The 17,454-nt window shown below is 54.7% G+C and carries 17 protein-coding genes; 6 read left to right on the top strand and 11 right to left on the bottom strand.

Features of this window, described 5'->3' with window-relative positions; genetic code table 11:
• Positions 1–11: 11 nt before the first annotated feature.
• The gene (locus tag V2154_RS05805) at positions 12–341 is read right to left on the bottom strand and encodes a DHCW motif cupin fold protein (protein ID WP_100937941.1); all 330 of its coding nucleotides are present in this window, start codon (positions 339–341) and stop codon (positions 12–14) included.
• A gap of 320 nt (positions 342–661) precedes the next feature.
• Between V2154_RS05805 and V2154_RS05800 the strand changes: the two genes are divergently transcribed.
• Positions 662–2,041, top strand: coding sequence for an NAD-dependent succinate-semialdehyde dehydrogenase (locus V2154_RS05800; RefSeq protein WP_353501425.1), 1,380 nt, complete (start codon positions 662–664; stop codon positions 2,039–2,041).
• An 82-nt stretch (positions 2,042–2,123) separates the two neighbouring features.
• Here V2154_RS05800 and phnE (V2154_RS05795) read toward each other — a convergent pair whose 3' ends face one another.
• The 4 genes from phnE (V2154_RS05795) to phnC all read right to left on the bottom strand — a co-directional run bounded on the left by phnE (V2154_RS05795) (position 2,124) and on the right by phnC (position 5,928).
• Positions 2,124–3,044 (bottom strand): phosphonate ABC transporter, permease protein PhnE, encoded by a 921-nt coding sequence (gene phnE, locus V2154_RS05795; RefSeq protein WP_353501424.1) that lies wholly within the window; start codon positions 3,042–3,044, stop codon positions 2,124–2,126.
• Positions 3,044–3,907 carry a phosphonate ABC transporter, permease protein PhnE gene (phnE, locus tag V2154_RS05790; RefSeq protein WP_100937705.1) on the bottom strand — a complete coding sequence of 288 codons (864 nt, stop codon included), beginning with the start codon at positions 3,905–3,907 and terminating at the stop codon, positions 3,044–3,046. The genes phnE (V2154_RS05795) and phnE (V2154_RS05790) overlap by 1 nt, the downstream gene beginning before the upstream one ends.
• A gap of 164 nt (positions 3,908–4,071) precedes the next feature.
• Positions 4,072–5,004 carry a phosphonate ABC transporter substrate-binding protein gene (phnD, locus tag V2154_RS05785; RefSeq protein ID WP_353501423.1) on the bottom strand — a complete coding sequence of 311 codons (933 nt, stop codon included), beginning with the start codon at positions 5,002–5,004 and terminating at the stop codon, positions 4,072–4,074.
• 90 nt (positions 5,005–5,094) lie between these two features.
• Positions 5,095–5,928 carry a phosphonate ABC transporter ATP-binding protein gene (gene phnC, locus V2154_RS05780; RefSeq protein WP_034788717.1) on the bottom strand — a complete coding sequence of 278 codons (834 nt, stop codon included), beginning with the start codon at positions 5,926–5,928 and terminating at the stop codon, positions 5,095–5,097.
• A 185-nt stretch (positions 5,929–6,113) separates the two neighbouring features.
• Here phnC and dld point away from each other — a divergent pair, with 185 nt between their 5' ends.
• The gene (dld, locus tag V2154_RS05775) at positions 6,114–7,817 is read left to right on the top strand and encodes a D-lactate dehydrogenase (RefSeq protein ID WP_353501422.1); all 1,704 of its coding nucleotides are present in this window, start codon (positions 6,114–6,116) and stop codon (positions 7,815–7,817) included.
• A gap of 69 nt (positions 7,818–7,886) precedes the next feature.
• Here dld and V2154_RS05770 read toward each other — a convergent pair whose 3' ends face one another.
• Entirely contained in the window at positions 7,887–8,477 is a 591-nt protein-coding gene (locus V2154_RS05770) for a Yip1 family protein (RefSeq protein ID WP_353501421.1), read from the bottom strand.
• A gap of 287 nt (positions 8,478–8,764) precedes the next feature.
• Between V2154_RS05770 and V2154_RS05765 the strand changes: the two genes are divergently transcribed.
• From V2154_RS05765 to V2154_RS24935, 3 genes are all read left to right on the top strand, one after another.
• Positions 8,765–9,805, top strand: a complete 1,041-nt coding sequence (locus V2154_RS05765; protein WP_353501420.1) for an aldo/keto reductase — start codon at positions 8,765–8,767, stop codon at positions 9,803–9,805.
• Positions 9,806–9,876: 71 nt separating this feature from the next.
• Complete coding sequence (locus V2154_RS05760; protein WP_353501419.1) at positions 9,877–10,539, top strand: aspartate/glutamate racemase family protein; 663 nt, start codon at positions 9,877–9,879, stop codon at positions 10,537–10,539.
• A 76-nt stretch (positions 10,540–10,615) separates the two neighbouring features.
• Positions 10,616–10,699, top strand: a complete 84-nt coding sequence (locus V2154_RS24935) for a small membrane protein YohP (RefSeq protein WP_019105993.1) — start codon at positions 10,616–10,618, stop codon at positions 10,697–10,699.
• A gap of 91 nt (positions 10,700–10,790) precedes the next feature.
• Here V2154_RS24935 and pbpG read toward each other — a convergent pair whose 3' ends face one another.
• The 4 genes from pbpG to V2154_RS05740 form a co-directional block, all read right to left on the bottom strand.
• On the bottom strand, positions 10,791–11,732 hold the full coding sequence (pbpG, locus tag V2154_RS05755; RefSeq protein ID WP_353501418.1) for a D-alanyl-D-alanine endopeptidase: 942 nt from the start codon (positions 11,730–11,732) through the stop codon (positions 10,791–10,793).
• Between the two features lie 267 nt (positions 11,733–11,999).
• Positions 12,000–12,425, bottom strand: coding sequence for a VOC family protein (locus V2154_RS05750; RefSeq protein ID WP_353501417.1), 426 nt, complete (start codon positions 12,423–12,425; stop codon positions 12,000–12,002).
• Positions 12,426–12,485: 60 nt separating this feature from the next.
• Complete coding sequence (gene dusC / locus V2154_RS05745; protein ID WP_034788633.1) at positions 12,486–13,415, bottom strand: tRNA dihydrouridine(16) synthase DusC; 930 nt, start codon at positions 13,413–13,415, stop codon at positions 12,486–12,488.
• A 64-nt stretch (positions 13,416–13,479) separates the two neighbouring features.
• Positions 13,480–14,910 (bottom strand): MFS transporter, encoded by a 1,431-nt coding sequence (locus V2154_RS05740; protein ID WP_353501416.1) that lies wholly within the window; start codon positions 14,908–14,910, stop codon positions 13,480–13,482.
• A gap of 107 nt (positions 14,911–15,017) precedes the next feature.
• Between V2154_RS05740 and V2154_RS05735 the strand changes: the two genes are divergently transcribed.
• Positions 15,018–15,668: a helix-turn-helix transcriptional regulator gene (locus V2154_RS05735; protein WP_353501415.1), complete on the top strand. Its 651-nt coding sequence runs from the start codon at positions 15,018–15,020 to the stop codon at positions 15,666–15,668.
• A gap of 70 nt (positions 15,669–15,738) precedes the next feature.
• Here the strand turns inward: V2154_RS05735 and rhlE are convergent, their stop codons facing one another.
• On the bottom strand, positions 15,739–17,169 hold the full coding sequence (gene rhlE, locus V2154_RS05730; RefSeq protein WP_353501414.1) for an ATP-dependent RNA helicase RhlE: 1,431 nt from the start codon (positions 17,167–17,169) through the stop codon (positions 15,739–15,741).
• Positions 17,170–17,454 lie beyond the last annotated feature (285 nt).

Below are 17,454 nucleotides of genomic sequence, written 5' to 3'. Positions count from 1 at the left end.
GGACTGAAAAATCAGTCAACCACAAACAGCTTTGCGCCCAACGCGGTCGAGGATTGGTGCGCCTCTGCGTTATCCGCCACCTGATAGCTCATGCCGGGTGTTAGGGTGAAGGTGCGGCCGTCGTCGAGACGAGTCTGTAATTCGCCCTCGAGACAAAACAGCACGTGCCCCTTGCTACACCAGTGGTCCGCCAAATAGCCCGCCGAATACTCGACGATCCTCACGCGAATATCGCCGAAATGCTGGGTGCGCCACAGGGCTACGCCGGTTTCTCCCGCGTGCTCGGTTGGCTCTATCTGGCTCCAGTCGGTGGTGCAAAACGGAATTGCAGCAAGCTTCATCGACTTCTCGCTATCTGTCAGATCAAAAAGGAAATCCAGCATAAAAGTGAGCGCGGTTTTTATCAATCAATGTTGATTGGCGGGATGAATATGAGCTGAAAAAGAGTTCATGGCGTCTATCAATGCCGTGGCTGCAAAGTTAAGTAAAGCCGAATTATCCGAAGGACAGCCCTCAGGGCGGGCATGGCGCGGGCTGTGGGGCTTGGCGCAAAAACCGCCGATTCTAGAGTGTTGCCAAAGGTGACTCCCGTCCCAAAACGCGTTTTTATCGACTAGGCTTAAGTTACGTTCGCAAAAGCGTTATAAACAAGGAGCTATTTATGCCTTATCAAACGATTAATCCTTTCAACAACAAGCTTATCAAAGAATATCAAACACATAATGATCAGCAGGTTGAACAAACGCTGAGTGCAGCCCATGACCTGTATAAGTCCGAATGGGGTCAAGGGGATATGCAGCAACGCCTGAAAGTGCTGCATAAATTATCCGATATTATGTCTTCCCGAGTGGAAGAGCTGGCGAAAATCGTCAGCGTTGAGATGGGTAAACTGATTGAGCAAAGCCGCGATGAAGTGAAGCTCTGCGCGGAGATTGCCAAGTATTACGCCGACAACGCCGAAGAGTTCCTCAAGCCCGTTCCCTACAAGTCCAGCCTGGGCGAAGCTTGGGTCGAGCATAGCCCGATTGGGGTTATCATGGCGGTTGAGCCGTGGAACTTCCCATTCTACCAGCTGATGCGCGTGTTGGCGCCGAACCTGGCCGCCGGTAACAGCGTCATCGTCAAGCATGCCGGTATTGTTCCGCACTGTGCCGAAACCTTTGAGAAATTGGTCAGCGAAGCCGGGGCACCAAAAGGTGCTTACACCAACCTGTTTATTTCTCAGGATCAGGTGGCCGATATCATTGAAGATGACCGCGTGCAGGGCGTTGCCTTGACCGGCTCGGAAAAAGCCGGTGCCGTGGTAGCCGCCAAAGCGGCTAGCAAGCTGAAGAAATCGACCTTGGAGCTGGGCGGTAATGACGTCTTCGCCGTACTGGAAGATGCCGATATCGACCATGCCGCCGAAGCCGGTGCGCAGGCCCGCGTGGCCAATGCCGGGCAGGTGTGTACCGCCGCTAAGCGCTTTATTATCCATGAGAAAGTCGCCGATGAGTTCCTGAAGAAATTCACCGAACACTTCAAGGCGCTGAAGATCGGTGACCCGCTCGACAGCAGCACCACCCTTGGCCCGCTCTCTTCAGCCGACGCGCTGAAAACCCTGACCAAGCAGGTGGATCAAGCGGTGAAAAACGGTGCGAAAGTCCACGTCGGCGGTAAAGCCGTGGCTAACAATCCGGGTAACTTCTATGAAGCGACCATTCTGACTCACATCACCCGCGACAATCCGGCCTATTTCGAAGAGTTCTTCGGCCCGGTGGCGCAGATTTACGTGGTGAAAAACGATGAAGAGTTAGTGAAATTGGCGAATGACTCCAACTACGGCCTTGGCGGTTCCCTGTTTACCAAAGACATGAAACGCGCCCGTAAGCTGGCGACGCAAATCGAAACCGGCATGCTGTATGTCAATTCACCGTCCAACACCGCGCCAGAATTGCCGTTTGGTGGGGTGAAACGCTCGGGCTTCGGCCGCGAGTTATCAGATTTGGGGATCAAAGAGTTTGTGAACCAGAAACTGGTAGTACTGGCTGCAAAATCCTAGTTTAGTAGTCAGTAAAAAAGCCCTTTCTCCGCGCGGAGAAGGGGCTTTTTTTATGCTTAAGACCTTGATGACGTGGCTTTTATTAAGGTTTGTACAGCTCAATTGGCGGCTTAGGCTTCGGCGGCGCTTCGAACAAATCGATATCTTCGCCATGAATATATTTCGCGCGCAGGATGGAGGAAATCTTATCCATCGTCATCACGATCACCACCAAAATCAGGGTGATAAACATCACCACGTCCCAGTTCCATAAACGCATGTTTTCGGCATACACCAGACCAATCCCCCCTGCCCCAACAAAACCCAATACCGCCGCAGAACGGGTGTTGGACTCAATCTGGTACAGCGACAGCGCGAGGAAGGTCGGGAATGACTGGGTGAAAATACCAAAGCGATGGGTTTGCAGCGGATTCGCGCCCAAGGCCCGTAAACCGCGACTTGGCGAGCGTTCCACGGCTTCGTGCCCTTCGGCGTAAAGCTTACCGAGCAGGCCAAGATCTTGCAGAATAATCGCCAGTACCCCGGCCAGCGGGCCCATGCCGACGGCGCGGACAAAAATCAGCCCCCAGATAGCCATGTCCAAACCGCGCAGGACGTCCAGAATGCGGCGCACCACCAGCGAAATCGGCCGCAGCACCGGCGTGGACATCACATTTCGCGCCGCCAAAAACGACAGCGGCAGTGCGAGGAAGGAGGCGGTTATGGTCCCGGCGAAGACAATCGCCAGCGTCATCACAATTTGCTCGAAGTAATACATCAGCGGCCATTCGGAGAAGTTATGCCACACAAACATGCGCAGGAAATAACGACCAATCTCCGATGAGCCGTGCACCACGGCGGTCCACGGAATGCCGTAGAAGGTGAAAAAGTAGATGTAATACAGCGTGATCAGCACGGCGAAGGTGCCGAGGTAGCGCAGATAGCGACGCTGGGCGGAAAACAGTGTTGGGTTATCGCGCTTGATATTGGCGATAGCCGATGGTGCCAGAGCTTCAGTTAGCATCAGAACGTGCCCTCTACCGCGAGTTTACGCAGCTTGCCGGATAAAAAGTCCATGATGGAAACCACCAGAATAATTAACAGCAGCGTCATACTGACTTGGTCGTAACGGTCAAGTTTGATGGACGTCATCAGCTCTTGGCCAATACCCCCTGCCCCGACCAGCCCCAGAATGGTTGACTGGCGGAAGTTAATCTCCAGACGCATAAAGCTGTAGGAGAGGAAAATCGGTTTGACCTGCGGCCAGAGGGCAAAGCGCATGCGCTGCAAACGCCCGGCTCCGCAAGACTTCAAGCCGCGAACCGGCTTGTCAGAGGCGGTTTCAATCGACTCATAAAACAGTTTGGTCAGGCTGCCCACGGTGTGCAGGGTCAGGGCGATAAAGCCCGGAATAGCCCCGACGCCGAACGCCATGACGCACATTACCGCCCACGCCAGCTCGGGCATGGTGCGCAGGAAAGCCACAAAAGTGCGGATACTAAATTTGAGCCATTTCGGCGAGTCGGTGTTACTGGCTGCCATAAAAGCCAGCAAGGTGGCGAGCGCGGTGGATAAAATCGTCGATGAGAGCGCGAGTTGAATGGTTTCCCAAATCAGCGGCAGCTGAATATTCAGACGGTATCCCCAATAAGCCAGCGAACCTTCAGTGTGACCATCAGCAAACAGTTTTGACCAGTGCAATACCGGCACGGTTTCGCCAATATAATCGAAGAAGTGTGGAGCAGAGAAAAATACGGTTTTCAGATTGAGTTCAGAAACATTGCCTGACCATAAATAGAGCAGCAGCATTATTCCCGACCATACCAGCGCTTCACGTTTTTGTTTGCCGCGAATTTGCTGATAATAACGATTGAAGTCTTTATTCAAAATAATGATTCCGTATTTCTATCGATATTAAAGAGTAAAATATATGCAGGCGTTATTGTCGCAGGCAATTTGGATGCGGCCAGCGCGCAGGATCCGCAGCGTACATAAAGTACGTGAGGAATCCGAGCACTGCCCGCATTCAAAGTGGCAAGTAAAATAGCCTGTTAGCGAGAACCCTTAGTCAATTCACGCTTCATGTCGATAATCTGTTGATATTCAGCCAGTGACGTTTCACCAATATGCATCGTGCCGCCCACTGCTTTAACGAAGCAGGCGTGATCGCTGGTGTCCAATTTCTTAATAGCGGAAACCAGTTTGGCTTTGAAATCAGCTGGCAGGTCGCTACGCACTAAGATTGGGCCGTTTGGAATTAACGGAGATTCCCAAATAATACGGATTTTCTTCATCAGGTCCGGGTGATCCATACGGATCATGCGGTTGAACGCGCCAGAGGTGTAGCCTGTTTCGCGGTCGCCAATCATGGAAGCCCAAGTCACTGCGCCAGCGAATTGGCCGTTCAGCACGCCCAGAATGTCCTGCTCGTGGCCGCCGGAGAAGGTGACGCTAGAGAAGAAGTTGTTGTATTTGTTATCCGTGTTGCCGCCAAACTCTTTCTTGAAGGCTTGGTTAGGGATCAAATAACCCGAGGTAGAATCTGGGTCAGCGAAGCCAAAAGCCGTGCCTTTCAGGTCAGACAATTTTTTGTACGGGCTGTCGGCTTTTACCACCACGATAGAGTGGTAACCGCGAGATTTGTCGGTGTCATCAATAGTAATACCTACCAAATCGACGGCTTTCGGGTTATTTAAATAAACCGATGCGTAAGATGAAGGTGACATGCTTAATACCATGTCAACTTTCCCGCCTAATAAGCCCTGAATAACCCCTGAATAGTCAGAAGAGTTACGCAGTTTAGTATCTACATTTAATTCTTTATCAAAGAAATCTTTCACACACTGATTATCGCCAATCTGTTGAGTGGCATTCTGGCCACCCAGAATACCCAGATTTAATTCTTTTGGCGCATCTGCTGCCATGCTGTGCATTGCGGTAAAAGTACCTGCCACCAATACCGCCAGACGTAATAACTTCTTCATGTAATAATGACCTTGTGTAGATGGAGAGAAAGTTGAAATAAATAAAAACAATGAATATTACAAACTACTTATTGTGACGAATAAATAAGATCAATGAGATGATTCGCCGTCTTCACCATAAAGTTGATGAAGAATCGAATCATTTAAATCATCAGGATGCCCGTCGAAAATAATCTGCCCTTTGGCAATACCAATCACGCGGGTGCAGAAGTCTTTTACCAGCTCAACCGAGTGCAGGTTGACCATCACGGCGATATTCTCTTCGCTGACCTTTTTCAACGCGTTCATAATGCGCAGCGTGTTTTTTGGGTCCAGCGAGGCCACCGGCTCATCGGCCAGCAGAATTTTGGGGTTTTGCATTAATGCGCGACAGATAGCAACGCGCTGCATCTGTCCACCAGAGAGGTTCTCCGCGCGCTGCAAGGCGTGCGGCAACATATGCAACCACTCCAGCAAGGAGATAGCGCGGGCGCGGTCTTCGTCGTCGAATTGGTTAAAGAAAGATTTGAAAGTAGAAGTCTGACTGAGGCGGCCCAAGAGTACGTTGGTCAAGACGTCTAGACGAGGTACCAGACAGAAATCCTGAAAAATCATGCCACAGCCTGAACGCCAGCGGCGCAGCGCCTTGCCAGTCAAACCTGCTAACTGCTGCTGTTCGCCATTTTCGTAATGGCAGACAACGCTACCGTCAGACAGAGGGATGGTGCCGTTCAGCACGTGCAGTAAGGTTGATTTACCGGCACCAGAGCGACCAATCACCGCCACGAACTCACCGGCGTGCAGATCAAAATTGATGTCATTCAGAACGCGCTGTCCTGATTTGTAGGATTTCACCAATCCTTTAACGTCTAAGACTTTGTTCTGTTGCAGCGTGCGGGCCTGTGGATATTCGGCCTGTGCCAGCTTAAGTTGAGCTTGCGCCATGGTGCGTTCTCTCGGTTGCCTACAGATTCTGGCAATCATTAAGCGGGAGTTTTGTGACACATTGATGATGCTTTAATAACCATCCCATGACGCTCAAATATGAACCCTTCCTTTAATATCATTTAAGCCTATGATTATTCAGGGCAGCGATTTTGGCCCTCTGGGTAATAAGTGAGGAATAGGACATGAGCATTCATCAGGATAATCAGACGCTGATCACACGTCTGAAAGAGATCGTCGGCTACCGCCATGTACTCACCGGCGACAGCAACACCGAGCGCTACCGCAAGGGTTTTCGCTCCGGCGGTGGTAAAGCCTTAGCGGTAGTGTTTCCGCAGACCCTGCTCCAGCAGTGGCAACTGCTCAAGGCCTGCGTCGAGGCTGACAAGATTGTCATTATGCAGGCGGCCAACACCGGACTGACCGAAGGCTCGACGCCGAGCGGCGATGATTATGACCGCGATATCGTCATCTTCAGCACCCTCAAGCTCGACCATATTGAACTGCTCGACGGCGGCAATCAGGTGATTGGCTTTCCCGGCAGCACCTTATATAAGCTGGAAAAGATCCTCAAACCTTACGGCCGCGAGCCGCATTCGGTGATTGGCTCCTCCTGTATTGGCGCGTCGGTGGTCGGCGGTATCTGCAATAACTCCGGCGGATCGCTGGTCAAACGCGGCCCGGCTTACACCGAAATGGCGCTCTACGCGCAGATTGACGAACAGGGAGAGTTGCAGCTGATTAACCACTTGGGGATTGAGCTAGGCGACACGCCAGAGCAGATCCTCACCCGGCTGGAGAAAGGCAATTTCACCGCCAGCGAAGTGCATCACGACCAGCGTTTGGCCTCTGACCATGACTACGCCGAGCGCGTGCGCGACGTGGATGCCGACACCCCTTCTCGCTTCAACGCCGACCAGCGCCGCCTGTTCGAAGCCTCCGGCTGCGCGGGCAAGCTGGCGGTGTTTGCCGTGCGTCTGGACACCTTCCCGGCGGAAAGCCAGCAGCAAGTTTTCTATATCGGCACCAACAGCACGGCGGTGTTGACCGAGCTGCGTCGCCAGATTCTGGGTGATTTCAAAAACCTGCCGGTGGCCGGTGAGTACATGCACCGCGACATTTTTGATATCACCGAAGTCTACGGCAAAGATACCTTCATGATGATCGACAAGCTTGGCACCGACAAAATGCCGGACATGTTCAGCGCCAAGGGCAAGTTTGACGCCCACGCCAGCAAGGTGCCTTTCCTGCCGAAGAACTTTAGCGACCGCGTGATGCAGTGCATCAGCAAAGCGCTGCCGAACCATCTGCCGCCGCGCATGAAAAAATTCCGCGACCGCTACGAGCATCACCTGCTGTTAAAAATGTCCGGCGACGGCATCGCCGAGGCGCAAAGCTTCCTCACCGAGTTCTTTAAACAGCATGAAGGCGACTTCTTTGTCTGTACTGACGAAGAGGGCAAGAAGGCATTTCTGCATCGCTTCGCCGCCGCCGGGGCCGCCGTGCGCTATCACGCGGTGCACGAGAAGGAAGTGGAAGACATTTTGGCACTGGACATCGCCCTGCGCCGCAACGACCGCGACTGGTTCGAAACGCTGCCTGCTGAAATCGACAATCAGTTAGTCGCCAAGCTCTACTACGGCCACTTTATGTGTCACGTTTTTCATCAGGATTACATCGTCAAGAAAGGGGCGGACAGCAAGAAGCTCAAGCACCAGATGCTGGAAATCCTCGACGCGAAAGGCGCTGAGTACCCCGCCGAGCACAACGTCGGGCATCTGTATATCGCCAAGCCGCATCTGAAAGCCTTCTATCAGCAAGCCGACCCGACCAATAGCTTCAACCCCGGCATTGGTAAAACCAGCAAGCTGAAAGGCTGGCGGGAGTAGTCATTTCGCAGGCATAAAAAAGGCAGGGATGAGGATTCGCCTCTCCCTGCCTCAACGCGTTAACTCAGGTCAGAACAGTTTCGCGCCATAACCCCACATCAATACGGTCAGGGCCAGCAGCAGCTCTAGCACCAGCACGCCCATCGCCAGCGTCGAGCTGGAGAACAGGAAGCCTTCGCGGTGGTCAATATTGAGGAAGTTAGGGATGCCGAGATACAGCAGATAGCCGCTGTAGCACAGGCCAATCAGCCCGACGAACAGGCACAGCCACACCATGGGATAGAGCGCCACCACGCCGCTGAGGAACATCGGCGTCGCCACATAACCGGCGAAGACGATACAGCTATTGAGCGAAGGTCGGCTGTCATAACGGCGAGCCATCCAGTAGATGATCCGCCCCATTAGGGCCACCGCGCCAAGCATCAATACATAGAAAATCACGGCAATATAAGAGGCGGTAAACAGGGAAACAATCAGTCGCTGACCGTCGCCAAAGTTCCATCCCAACTGGGTGGTCCCGATAAAGGAGCACACCACCGGGATCAGCGCCATAAGCAATACGTGATGAAAATAGACGTGTGAGACGGTTTCCCGCTCGCGCTGGATTTGTTGCAATTCTGGACCGGGACGGGACATCAGTCCCCAGACATGATTGACCATGGTACACCCCCATAAACGCCGGAAACCGCCAACGGCGCGGGTGATAATGACCTTCCGGGATGCAGCGTCACAGGGCGTGTCACACGCATTAAGAAGGTGGCGGCCTGAGTTAATTATAGTTCGCCCTGTTTTTTCTGCCTGCTGGTTAAACAAATCCTTTTACAAATCCGTAACAAGATAAGGCAGAAATATCACGTCCTCAGGTTGCCGTTGTCTTGATGAGCGTTAAGATAGGAACAATGTTTCAAATCTACCCTACAAAAAACCTATCAGGATAAGGAGACATCATGCCGTATCAGGCAAGCCCTTCCCGTTACGAGAACATGCAATATCGCTTCTGCGGCCGCAGCGGGCTGCAACTGCCCGCGCTGTCACTCGGCCTGTGGCACAACTTCGGGCATATCAGCGCGCTGGAGTCCCAACGCGACCTGCTGCGCAAAGCCTTTGATTTAGGTATCACCCACTTCGACTTAGCCAACAACTACGGCCCGCCTCCGGGGTCTGCGGAAGAGAACTTTGGCCGTCTGCTGCGTGAGGATTTCGCCCCCTATCGCGACGAATTGATCATCTCCACCAAGGCCGGTTATGACATGTGGCCTGGCCCGTACGGCTCCGGCGGCTCGCGTAAATATCTGTTGTCCAGCCTCGACCAAAGCCTGCAACGCATGGGCCTGGAGTATGTCGACATCTTCTACTCCCACCGCGTTGATGAAAAAACCCCGATGGAAGAGACGGCGTCGGCCCTGGCCCACGCGGTGCAGAGCGGCAAGGCGCTGTATGTCGGCATCTCCTCTTACTCGCCAGAACGCACGCAGAAAATGACCGAACTACTGCGCGAGTGGAAAATCCCGCTGCTCATCCATCAGCCTTCTTACAATCTGCTCAACCGCTGGGTAGATAAAAGCGGGCTGCTCGACGTGCTGGAAGAGAACGGTACTGGCTGCATCGCCTTCACCCCGCTGGCACAGGGGCTGCTGACTGGCAAATACCTTAACGGCATCCCGGACGGATCGCGGATGCAGACCGAAGGCAAAAAGGCGCGCGGCCTGTCAGAGAAAATGCTGACCGAGGAGAACCTCAATAGCCTGCGCCTGCTCAACGACATGGCGCAAAAACGCGGCCAAAGCATGGCGCAGATGGCGCTGAGCTGGCTGCTGAAAGACGACCGCGTGACCTCGGTGCTGATAGGCGCTAGCCGACCAGAGCAGTTGGAAGAGAACGTGGCGGCGCTCGGCAACCTGCACTTCACCGCCGAGGAGCTCGCCGCTATTGATAAGCATGTGGCCGATGGCGAGCTGAATCTGTGGCAAGCCTCGTCCGATAAATAAGCCCCACTGCCCCGCTCCGTGGCTTGCCGCGGGTGGGGTTTCTCCTTTTATTGCCTACCCCGGAGCCTCAATTGCGTATCGCCTGCTTACACACTGCCGAAAGTAATATCGCTATTTTTGATGCCGCCGCCGACGCGCTGGGGATCTCACCCGACCAACTCTCACACCACGCGCGCCCTGACCTGCTGGCCGCCGCCGGACAAGCCGGTGGGCTGACGCCAGAGATTCAGCAGCAAACCCGCGAGATGCTGCTGAGTTTGGCGGAGGGCGCCGACCTGATCCTGCTCACCTGCTCGACGCTGGGGCCAGCCGCCACCGAGGCCAATACGTTGCTCGAGATTCCCGTCTGGCGCGTTGATCGCGCCTTGGCAGAGCAATCCATGACTGCACCGGGCAAAACCCGGGTGCTGTATGCCGCGCCAACTACCCTCGAGCCAACCCAGCGCCTGTTCGAACAGGTGGAGCGTCATCCGCAGGCCGAAGTGGAATTCCAACAGGTGAAAGGTGCGTGGGAAATCTTTTTAGCGGGAAATATTGCCGGGTATTTGCAACGCATTGCGGCACAGGCCGATCTGGCCTTTCAACAGGGCGTGGAGCGCGTGGCGTTGGCGCAGGCTTCCATGGCTGGCGCGGGGAATCTGACTCAACTCGGCGCGCCGCTTTCCAGCCCAATTTGCGCGTTGCGTGACGCAATTCAGTTTTTACGCACCGCGCAAACAGAGCAAAATTCATAATCCTGTCTATACTGAATGAAAGATATCAGCGGTTTAGAGATTTCTTTACATTCATTATTTTTTTGAGGGACTGCGCATGAAAATTATTCTGTGGATCATCGCCATTATCTTTATCGTCGGCTTATTGACCCTAACTGGCGTATTTAAACTGATTTTCTGATCGTCAGTTCTGCTAGACATTGATAACAAAAAAGCGGCGTTGCTGGATGGCAACGCCGCTTTTTTTTATGGCTAATCGGGCTTCGGCAACCTTAGTCGTCGGCCTCTTCAACGCTCGGCTGGGTGCGCTGCTGGTCCTTGGCTTTACGGTAAGTTTTGGCGATCTGCGGCACCGGCACGCTCTTGCCGGTTTCCATCCATGTGCGCAGGCGGTTGGCATCCGCAAAGGCAGTGTATTTACCGAACGCGTCCATCACCACCAGCGTCACAGGCTTACCATTAATGGTGGTGCGCATCGCCAGACAGTGGCCCGCCAAATCGGTATAGCCGGTTTTGGTTAGCTGAATGCTCCAGCTCGGGTTCATGACCAGATGATTGGTGTTGCGGAACGGCAAGGCGTAGGCCGGGCTGCTGAACACCGCGGTTTTCTCCTGCGTGGTACTCAGCTCGCCAATCAGCGGATATTTCTGCGAAGCCAGCAGCAGGCGGGTTAAATCGCGCGCCGTAGAGACGTTTTGCGGCGACAGGCCGGTCGGCTCAACGTAGCGGGTGTGGGTCATTCCCAGCTGTTTGGCTTTAGCATTCATCGCGCGGATAAAGGCTTCATAGCCGCCCGGATAGTGCGCGGCCAGACTAGCGGCGGCGCGGTTTTCGGAAGACATCAGCGCCAGTTGGATCATCTGGCGACGATTAATTTCACTGTTCACCTTCACGCGGGAAAACACGCCGCGCATCTCTTTAGTGTTATGAATATCAACCGAAATCACTTCGTCCAGGGGCTGCTTCGCATCGAGCGTCACCATCGCTGTCATTAATTTGGTCAGTGATGCAATGGGCCGCACTTGGTCTGGATTTCGGGAATAAATCACTTCATGAGATTTAAGATCAACCACCATCGCGCTGCCGGAGGCAATTTGCACGATAGGCGCGACAACCGGCGCATGTTTTTCGCCAGCTACGGCGGAAGTGGCAGACATCATGCCTGCATTAAGAGCCAACAGGCTCACAACCAAAAGACGAATTTTCACATGCATTGCTCTGTATTTAAGAAGGTTGTCATCAATGGAGCATCAAAACTGCCGGCGAATTATAAGTTAGGCTGATGGGCTTGGCACTCGGATTTTTCCTCCCTATTTGTCACAAAGTCTGTCACAACGCCTTTGATGACAGGGGCTGACGAGTAAGTGAACACTTGCGCGAAAGGCTGAGAAAGAGAGGGGTGCTGCGAGATGGGAGTGACCAACATCAGCCACGGAGTATGCCGTGGCTGAGTAAACTTGTCTCAGAAAGACAGGCGAACGTTAGGTATTTTCAATCAGGTAACGGATTTCTTGGCCGTAAGATAGCTCAAAGGTGTTGCCGTCCGGGTCATCGAGAAATGCCCAGTAGCCGACCGGCGCCCCACTCTCTTTTGGCTCGGTGCGCAACACGCCGTCGGCGCGAGCCAGAGCCAGCCTGGCGTCCATCTCCTCTTTACTTTGACAGGCCACGCCGAGGTGGCCGAAAGGGCCAAGCTTGGTGTCGGTAGAGTCAGGATCTTCCGCCAGCACGATAGCAAAAGGCCGCGTCATATCACTCATCCAGGCCACGGGTCGGGCGTCTGTCCCGCGCTCTCCGCGCCGGTGGATCACCTGCATATCCGCAAATTTTTCATAGAAGGCGATGCTGGCATCAAGATCTTTGACGGAAAAAGCGATGTGGGTCAGACCTTTATCTTTGTTATCCATGATATTTCTCCATTTTGCTTTTGTGCTTGAAGCAGCGCGTGGAGAAATCAGGGAAAACGATCAGCGGTTAATGCGTTCGGCGATCTCTTTCGATGTTTGCAACACGCGCACTTCACTAAATAACTCGGTCGCTTCGTCGTACTCTTTGCGTAAATACCCCAGCCACTGTTTGATGCGCGCGACGTGATACAGCCCGGTGTCGCCCTGCTTCTCCAGATGAGTGTATTTCTGCAACAGCGTCATCACGCCAGACCACGGCATGCGCGGCTCGTTGTACTTCACCACCCGACTGAGGTTTGGCACGTTGAGCGCGCCGCGCCCAATCATTACCGCGTCGCAGCCGGTGGTTTGCATACAGGCTTGGGCACTGGCGTAGTCCCAGATTTCGCCATTGGCGATCACCGGAATGGTCAGCCGCTGGCGGATCTCGCCAATCGCCTGCCAGTTAATGCGCTCGGCCTTATACCCGTCTTCCTTGGTGCGCCCGTGCACCGTCAGTTCGGTGGCTCCGGCCTGCTGAACCGCGTCGGCAATTTCAAAACTTTGCGCCAGCGAATCCCAGCCCAGCCGCACTTTCACCGTCACCGGCAGCTCGGCGGGCACGGCTTCGCGCATCGCCTTGGCTCCCTGATAAATCAGCTCAGGGTCTTTGAGCAGCGTCGCCCCGCCGCCGCTGCCGTTGACCGTTTTCGACGGACAGCCGCAGTTGAGATCCACCCCGTAAGAGCCAAGTTGCACCGCCAGCGCGGCGTTTTCGGCCAGCCACTGCGGATACTGCCCCAGCAGCTGGACGCGCACCCGCGTGCCCGACGGCGTGCGGCTTTGATTGAGTAATTCAGGGCAGAGTCGATAGAAGGATTTGGCGGGAAGCAGTTGATCTACCACGCGCAAAAACTCGGTGATGCATAAGTCGTAATCGTTCACTTCAGTCAGCAGTTCTCTGACCAAAGGGTCCAGTACGCCTTCCATCGGAGCCAGTAATACACGCATGTGGTTCAACCCTTAAAAAATGACGGGCAATGATAAGGTTGAACGATGCGTCAAGGCAATGCCGTTATCCCTTACAGACCAAGGTTTCTGGGTGCGACAGTCGCCGTTTTCGTACCGAACGGATGGCGGTTAACACGGCCAGACCGACGGGAATTAAGAAGAATACGAACAGCCAGAAAGCCACGTTGCTGGCATTTTCCGGCCCGGTGTTCATCCCGGCCAGATTGGCTATCGTCCCCGATAGCGCCGCGCCCAGCGCCGCCGAGAAGGATTGCACCACGGTAATCGAAGCCCCGGCGGTCTCTTTCTCCGCTTCATCCGCCTGCTGTAGAACGCGGGTCAAAATGTGCGGCCAGCCCAGCCCGATACCAAAGCCCGCCAGCGTCAGACCAAGCACGATGCCGCTAATATTCAGCGCGTGCAGAGCAAACACCACCGGCACGGAAATCAGCAACAGCAGTAAGCCCGCGCCTAACACCAGTGGGCCAGAGATGATCGCCCGGTTGGCAAGACGCCCGGTCCAGCTGGCGCTGACCATTTCGCTCAGGGTCCAGCCCGCCGCCGCTGCCGCCGTGATATAACCCGCGGCCAAAGGCGTCTGGCCGTGCAAGTGTTGCAACATATAAGGCACATAGATTTCGCAGCCCATCGCAATCATCAGGGTTGCCATGGTCATGTACAGCCAGCAAATCGGCGAAGAGAGCGACAGCGAGTTGCGCGGCAACAGGCGCACGTTAGAGCTGAACTCGCGCTGGCGCAGGGCAATCACCATCAGCACCGCCAGCACAATCCCGGCGAAGTTAACCCAGCCGAGGGATGACAAGCTTCCCGCCGATACCACCAGCACGGAGCCGGTAAGCAGCAGAAGTTGATAGAGAGGCAGAGGCTCGACGGCGCGTTTTTCCTTTTGCTGGGCGGGCAGCGTTCGCCAAACCAGCAGGCCAAACAGCAACGTGACCGGCACCAGCAGGCCGAAGGCCCAGCGCCAGGCGTGCAGCTCGGCAAAAATTCCGCCCACCGCCGGACCGATCAGCGTGGCGATCCCCCACATAGCGGAAATCAGCGCCATAGCGCGTGGCCAAAGGGATTCTTTAAACACCAAGTTGATCATGGCGTAGGAGAGCGCGAAGAGGAAACCGCCGCCCAGCCCCTGAATGGCGCGGCCCAGCAGCAGTACCGGCATGCTAGGTGCCATGGCGCAGATGGCGGCACCGGCCATGAAGATGCCGGTCGCGGTGAGATAGCTGCCGCGCGGTCCGGCTTTGCGCATCAGCCGGGCAGACAGCGCCGAGCCGAGAATCGAGAAGACCACGAACAGCGTCATGTTCCACGCGTACCACGCCAGCCCGCCGATATCCTGTACCACGGAAGGCAGAATGGTGATGACGATATAGCTGTTGGTCGCATACAGCGCCACACCCGCGCTGAGGGCAATGGCGCTACCGCGATTTTCCGTACTGAATAAGCCGCCCCAGCCTGTTTCGTTGTCCGACATCGGTATATCCCTTTTGTTTTTAAAGTCTATTAAGGTTGTGATAAGATTAAACAAGAATTAACTTGGAATACTTAACGGTTCCGTAATCTAAGATCTGACGAGGCAATATGTCAAGCAAACACTTGGAAAATACGTCTGAGGTTAAGCAAAGCGTCGCCGAACGCCTGCTCATGCTGCTTAAAACTCGTGGAGAATTGCAGGCCAGCGACGCGGGCCACATTTTAGGTACCACGGGCGAAGCCGCGCGCCAGCAGTTTGTTAAGCTGGCGAAAGAAGGTCTGGTGGAGCCGAAATCCGTTTCGCAGGGCGTAGGCCGCCCGTCGCAGTTCTGGCAGTTGACGGCACAGGGCCATGCCCGTTTCCCCGACGCCCACGCCGATCTCACCGTACAACTGCTGACACTTATCCGCAGCTCGCTGGGTGAAAATGCGCTGGAACAGCTGATCACCAGCCGTGAAGAACTCACTCGCAATGCCTATCATCTGGCGATGGAAGGGGCAGAAACGCTGGAAGAGCGCCTGCAAAGGCTCACCGCCATCCGCACCCGCGAAGGCTATATGGCGGACTGGCAGCAGGAAGAAGATGGCAGTTATCTACTGATTGAGAACCACTGCCCTATCTGCGCCGCCGCCACCGCCTGTCAGGGCTTCTGTCGCGCCGAACGGGAAGTGTTTAGCGCCACGCTGGAGGCGAATGTTGAACGTACCGAGCACATTTTGCAAGGCGCGCGGCGCTGCGCCTATCGCATCTGGCTGTAGAATTTCCTGAATAATAGACATAAAAAAACCGCCTGCGAGGAGGCGGTTTTTGTTTATTCAACCGGAGCGATTATTCGCCTGACGGTTTACGACGTCCTGCGTTAGCCGGGTTTGAACGACGTTGGCCCGCATTGGCTGCGCGCGCCGGACGTGCTGGACGCCCTTCACCCGCGCCTGCGCCACGGCTTTCGCCGCCGCCGTTGCCGCTACGTTGACCATTGCCGCCGGTGCGCGGTGCTGCACCAGAACGCGGAGCGCTTGAGCGAGGTGCGCCTGAACCAGAACGCTGACCGCCCTGACGTGGAGCACCGCGACCGCCGCTGCCCTGACGACCATTGATGATCGGCTCGGCTTTAATGCTTGGGTCTGGCTCATAGCCTTCCAGTGCGAAGCGTGGGATTTCACGCTTAAGCAGGCGCTCGATGTCACGCAACAGCTTGTGTTCATCCACGCACACCAGAGAAATTGCTTCGCCGGTGGATTCCGCACGGCCTGTACGGCCAATACGGTGAACATAGTCTTCCGGCACGTTTGGCAGCTCGTAGTTAACGACGTGAGGCAGTTGGTCGATGTCCAGACCGCGCGCCGCGATGTCAGTGGCCACTAGCACGCGAATGCCGCCGTCTTTGAAATCCGCCAGTGCGCGAGTACGGGCGCCCTGACTCTTGTTACCGTGAATAGCGGCGGCGGTGATGCCGTCTTTATTCAGCTGCTCGGCCAAATGGTTCGCGCCGTGTTTAGTACGGGTGAACACCAGCACCTGTTTCCAGTCGCCTTCGCCGATCATCTGTGACAGCAGTTCTCTTTTACGTTTCTTATCAACGAAATGAACGCTCTGTTCGATTTGCTCGGACGCCGTGTTACGACGCGCCACTTCAACCGACGCAGGGTTGGTCAGCAATTTGCTAGCCAGCGCTTTGATTTCGTCAGAGAAGGTCGCGGAGAACAGCAGGTTCTGGCGTTTAGCGGGCAGCTTGGCCAGTACGCGACGGATGTCGTGGATGAAGCCCATGTCCAGCATGCGGTCAGCTTCGTCCAGCACCAGAATTTCTACTTTGGATAAATCCACCGCGTTCTGATGTTCTAAGTCCAGCAGGCGGCCTGGGGTGGCAACCAGCACGTCAACACCGGCGCGCAGTTTCATCATCTGCGGGTTAATGCTCACGCCGCCGAAAACCACCAGCGAGCGCAGGGTCAAATATTTGCTGTAAGACTGCACGTTCTCACCGATCTGTGCTGCCAGCTCACGGGTCGGAGTCAGGATCAGCGCGCGGACCGGGCGACGTCCTTTGAATTGCGGGTTGGAGTGGCTCAGCATGTTCAGCAGCGGCAGAGTAAAACCAGCGGTTTTACCGGTACCAGTCTGCGCACTTGCCATTAAGTCACGGCCTTGCATCACAACAGGAATAGCCTGACGCTGAATAGGCGTAGGTTCACGATAGCCCTGTTCTTCAACAGCACGCAAAATTTCGGCACTTAAGCCGAGAGTATCAAATGACATATAGGGAAAAGCTCCAGTCCACTCTAACCCGAACGGGGTTCGGTGCAGTTTCAAGAGTGGATGATCAGACGAGGCAAATGAGGCATTACCACGAGGATTCGGCACAAACTGCAGTGCGCCAGTTAGCGAGATTTTAACACAAGACGCGTCAAGGCGTTAAATTATCTGCCATCCATCGGTGTAAGCAGGTGTAATAAGAGCATGAAAAGCACATTAACTGTCGAGTTTTCAACGCTGACGACAGATTGTGTGGACTTAGGTAAAAAGGCTAATACAGAGCATCAA

It is taken from the genome of Ewingella sp. CoE-038-23 (assembly GCF_040419245.1).
GTDB lineage: Bacteria > Pseudomonadota > Gammaproteobacteria > Enterobacterales > Enterobacteriaceae > Ewingella > Ewingella allii.
The sequence above is the reverse complement of the archived record's forward strand: the minus strand, read 5'-3'. Positions and strand labels throughout refer to the sequence as shown.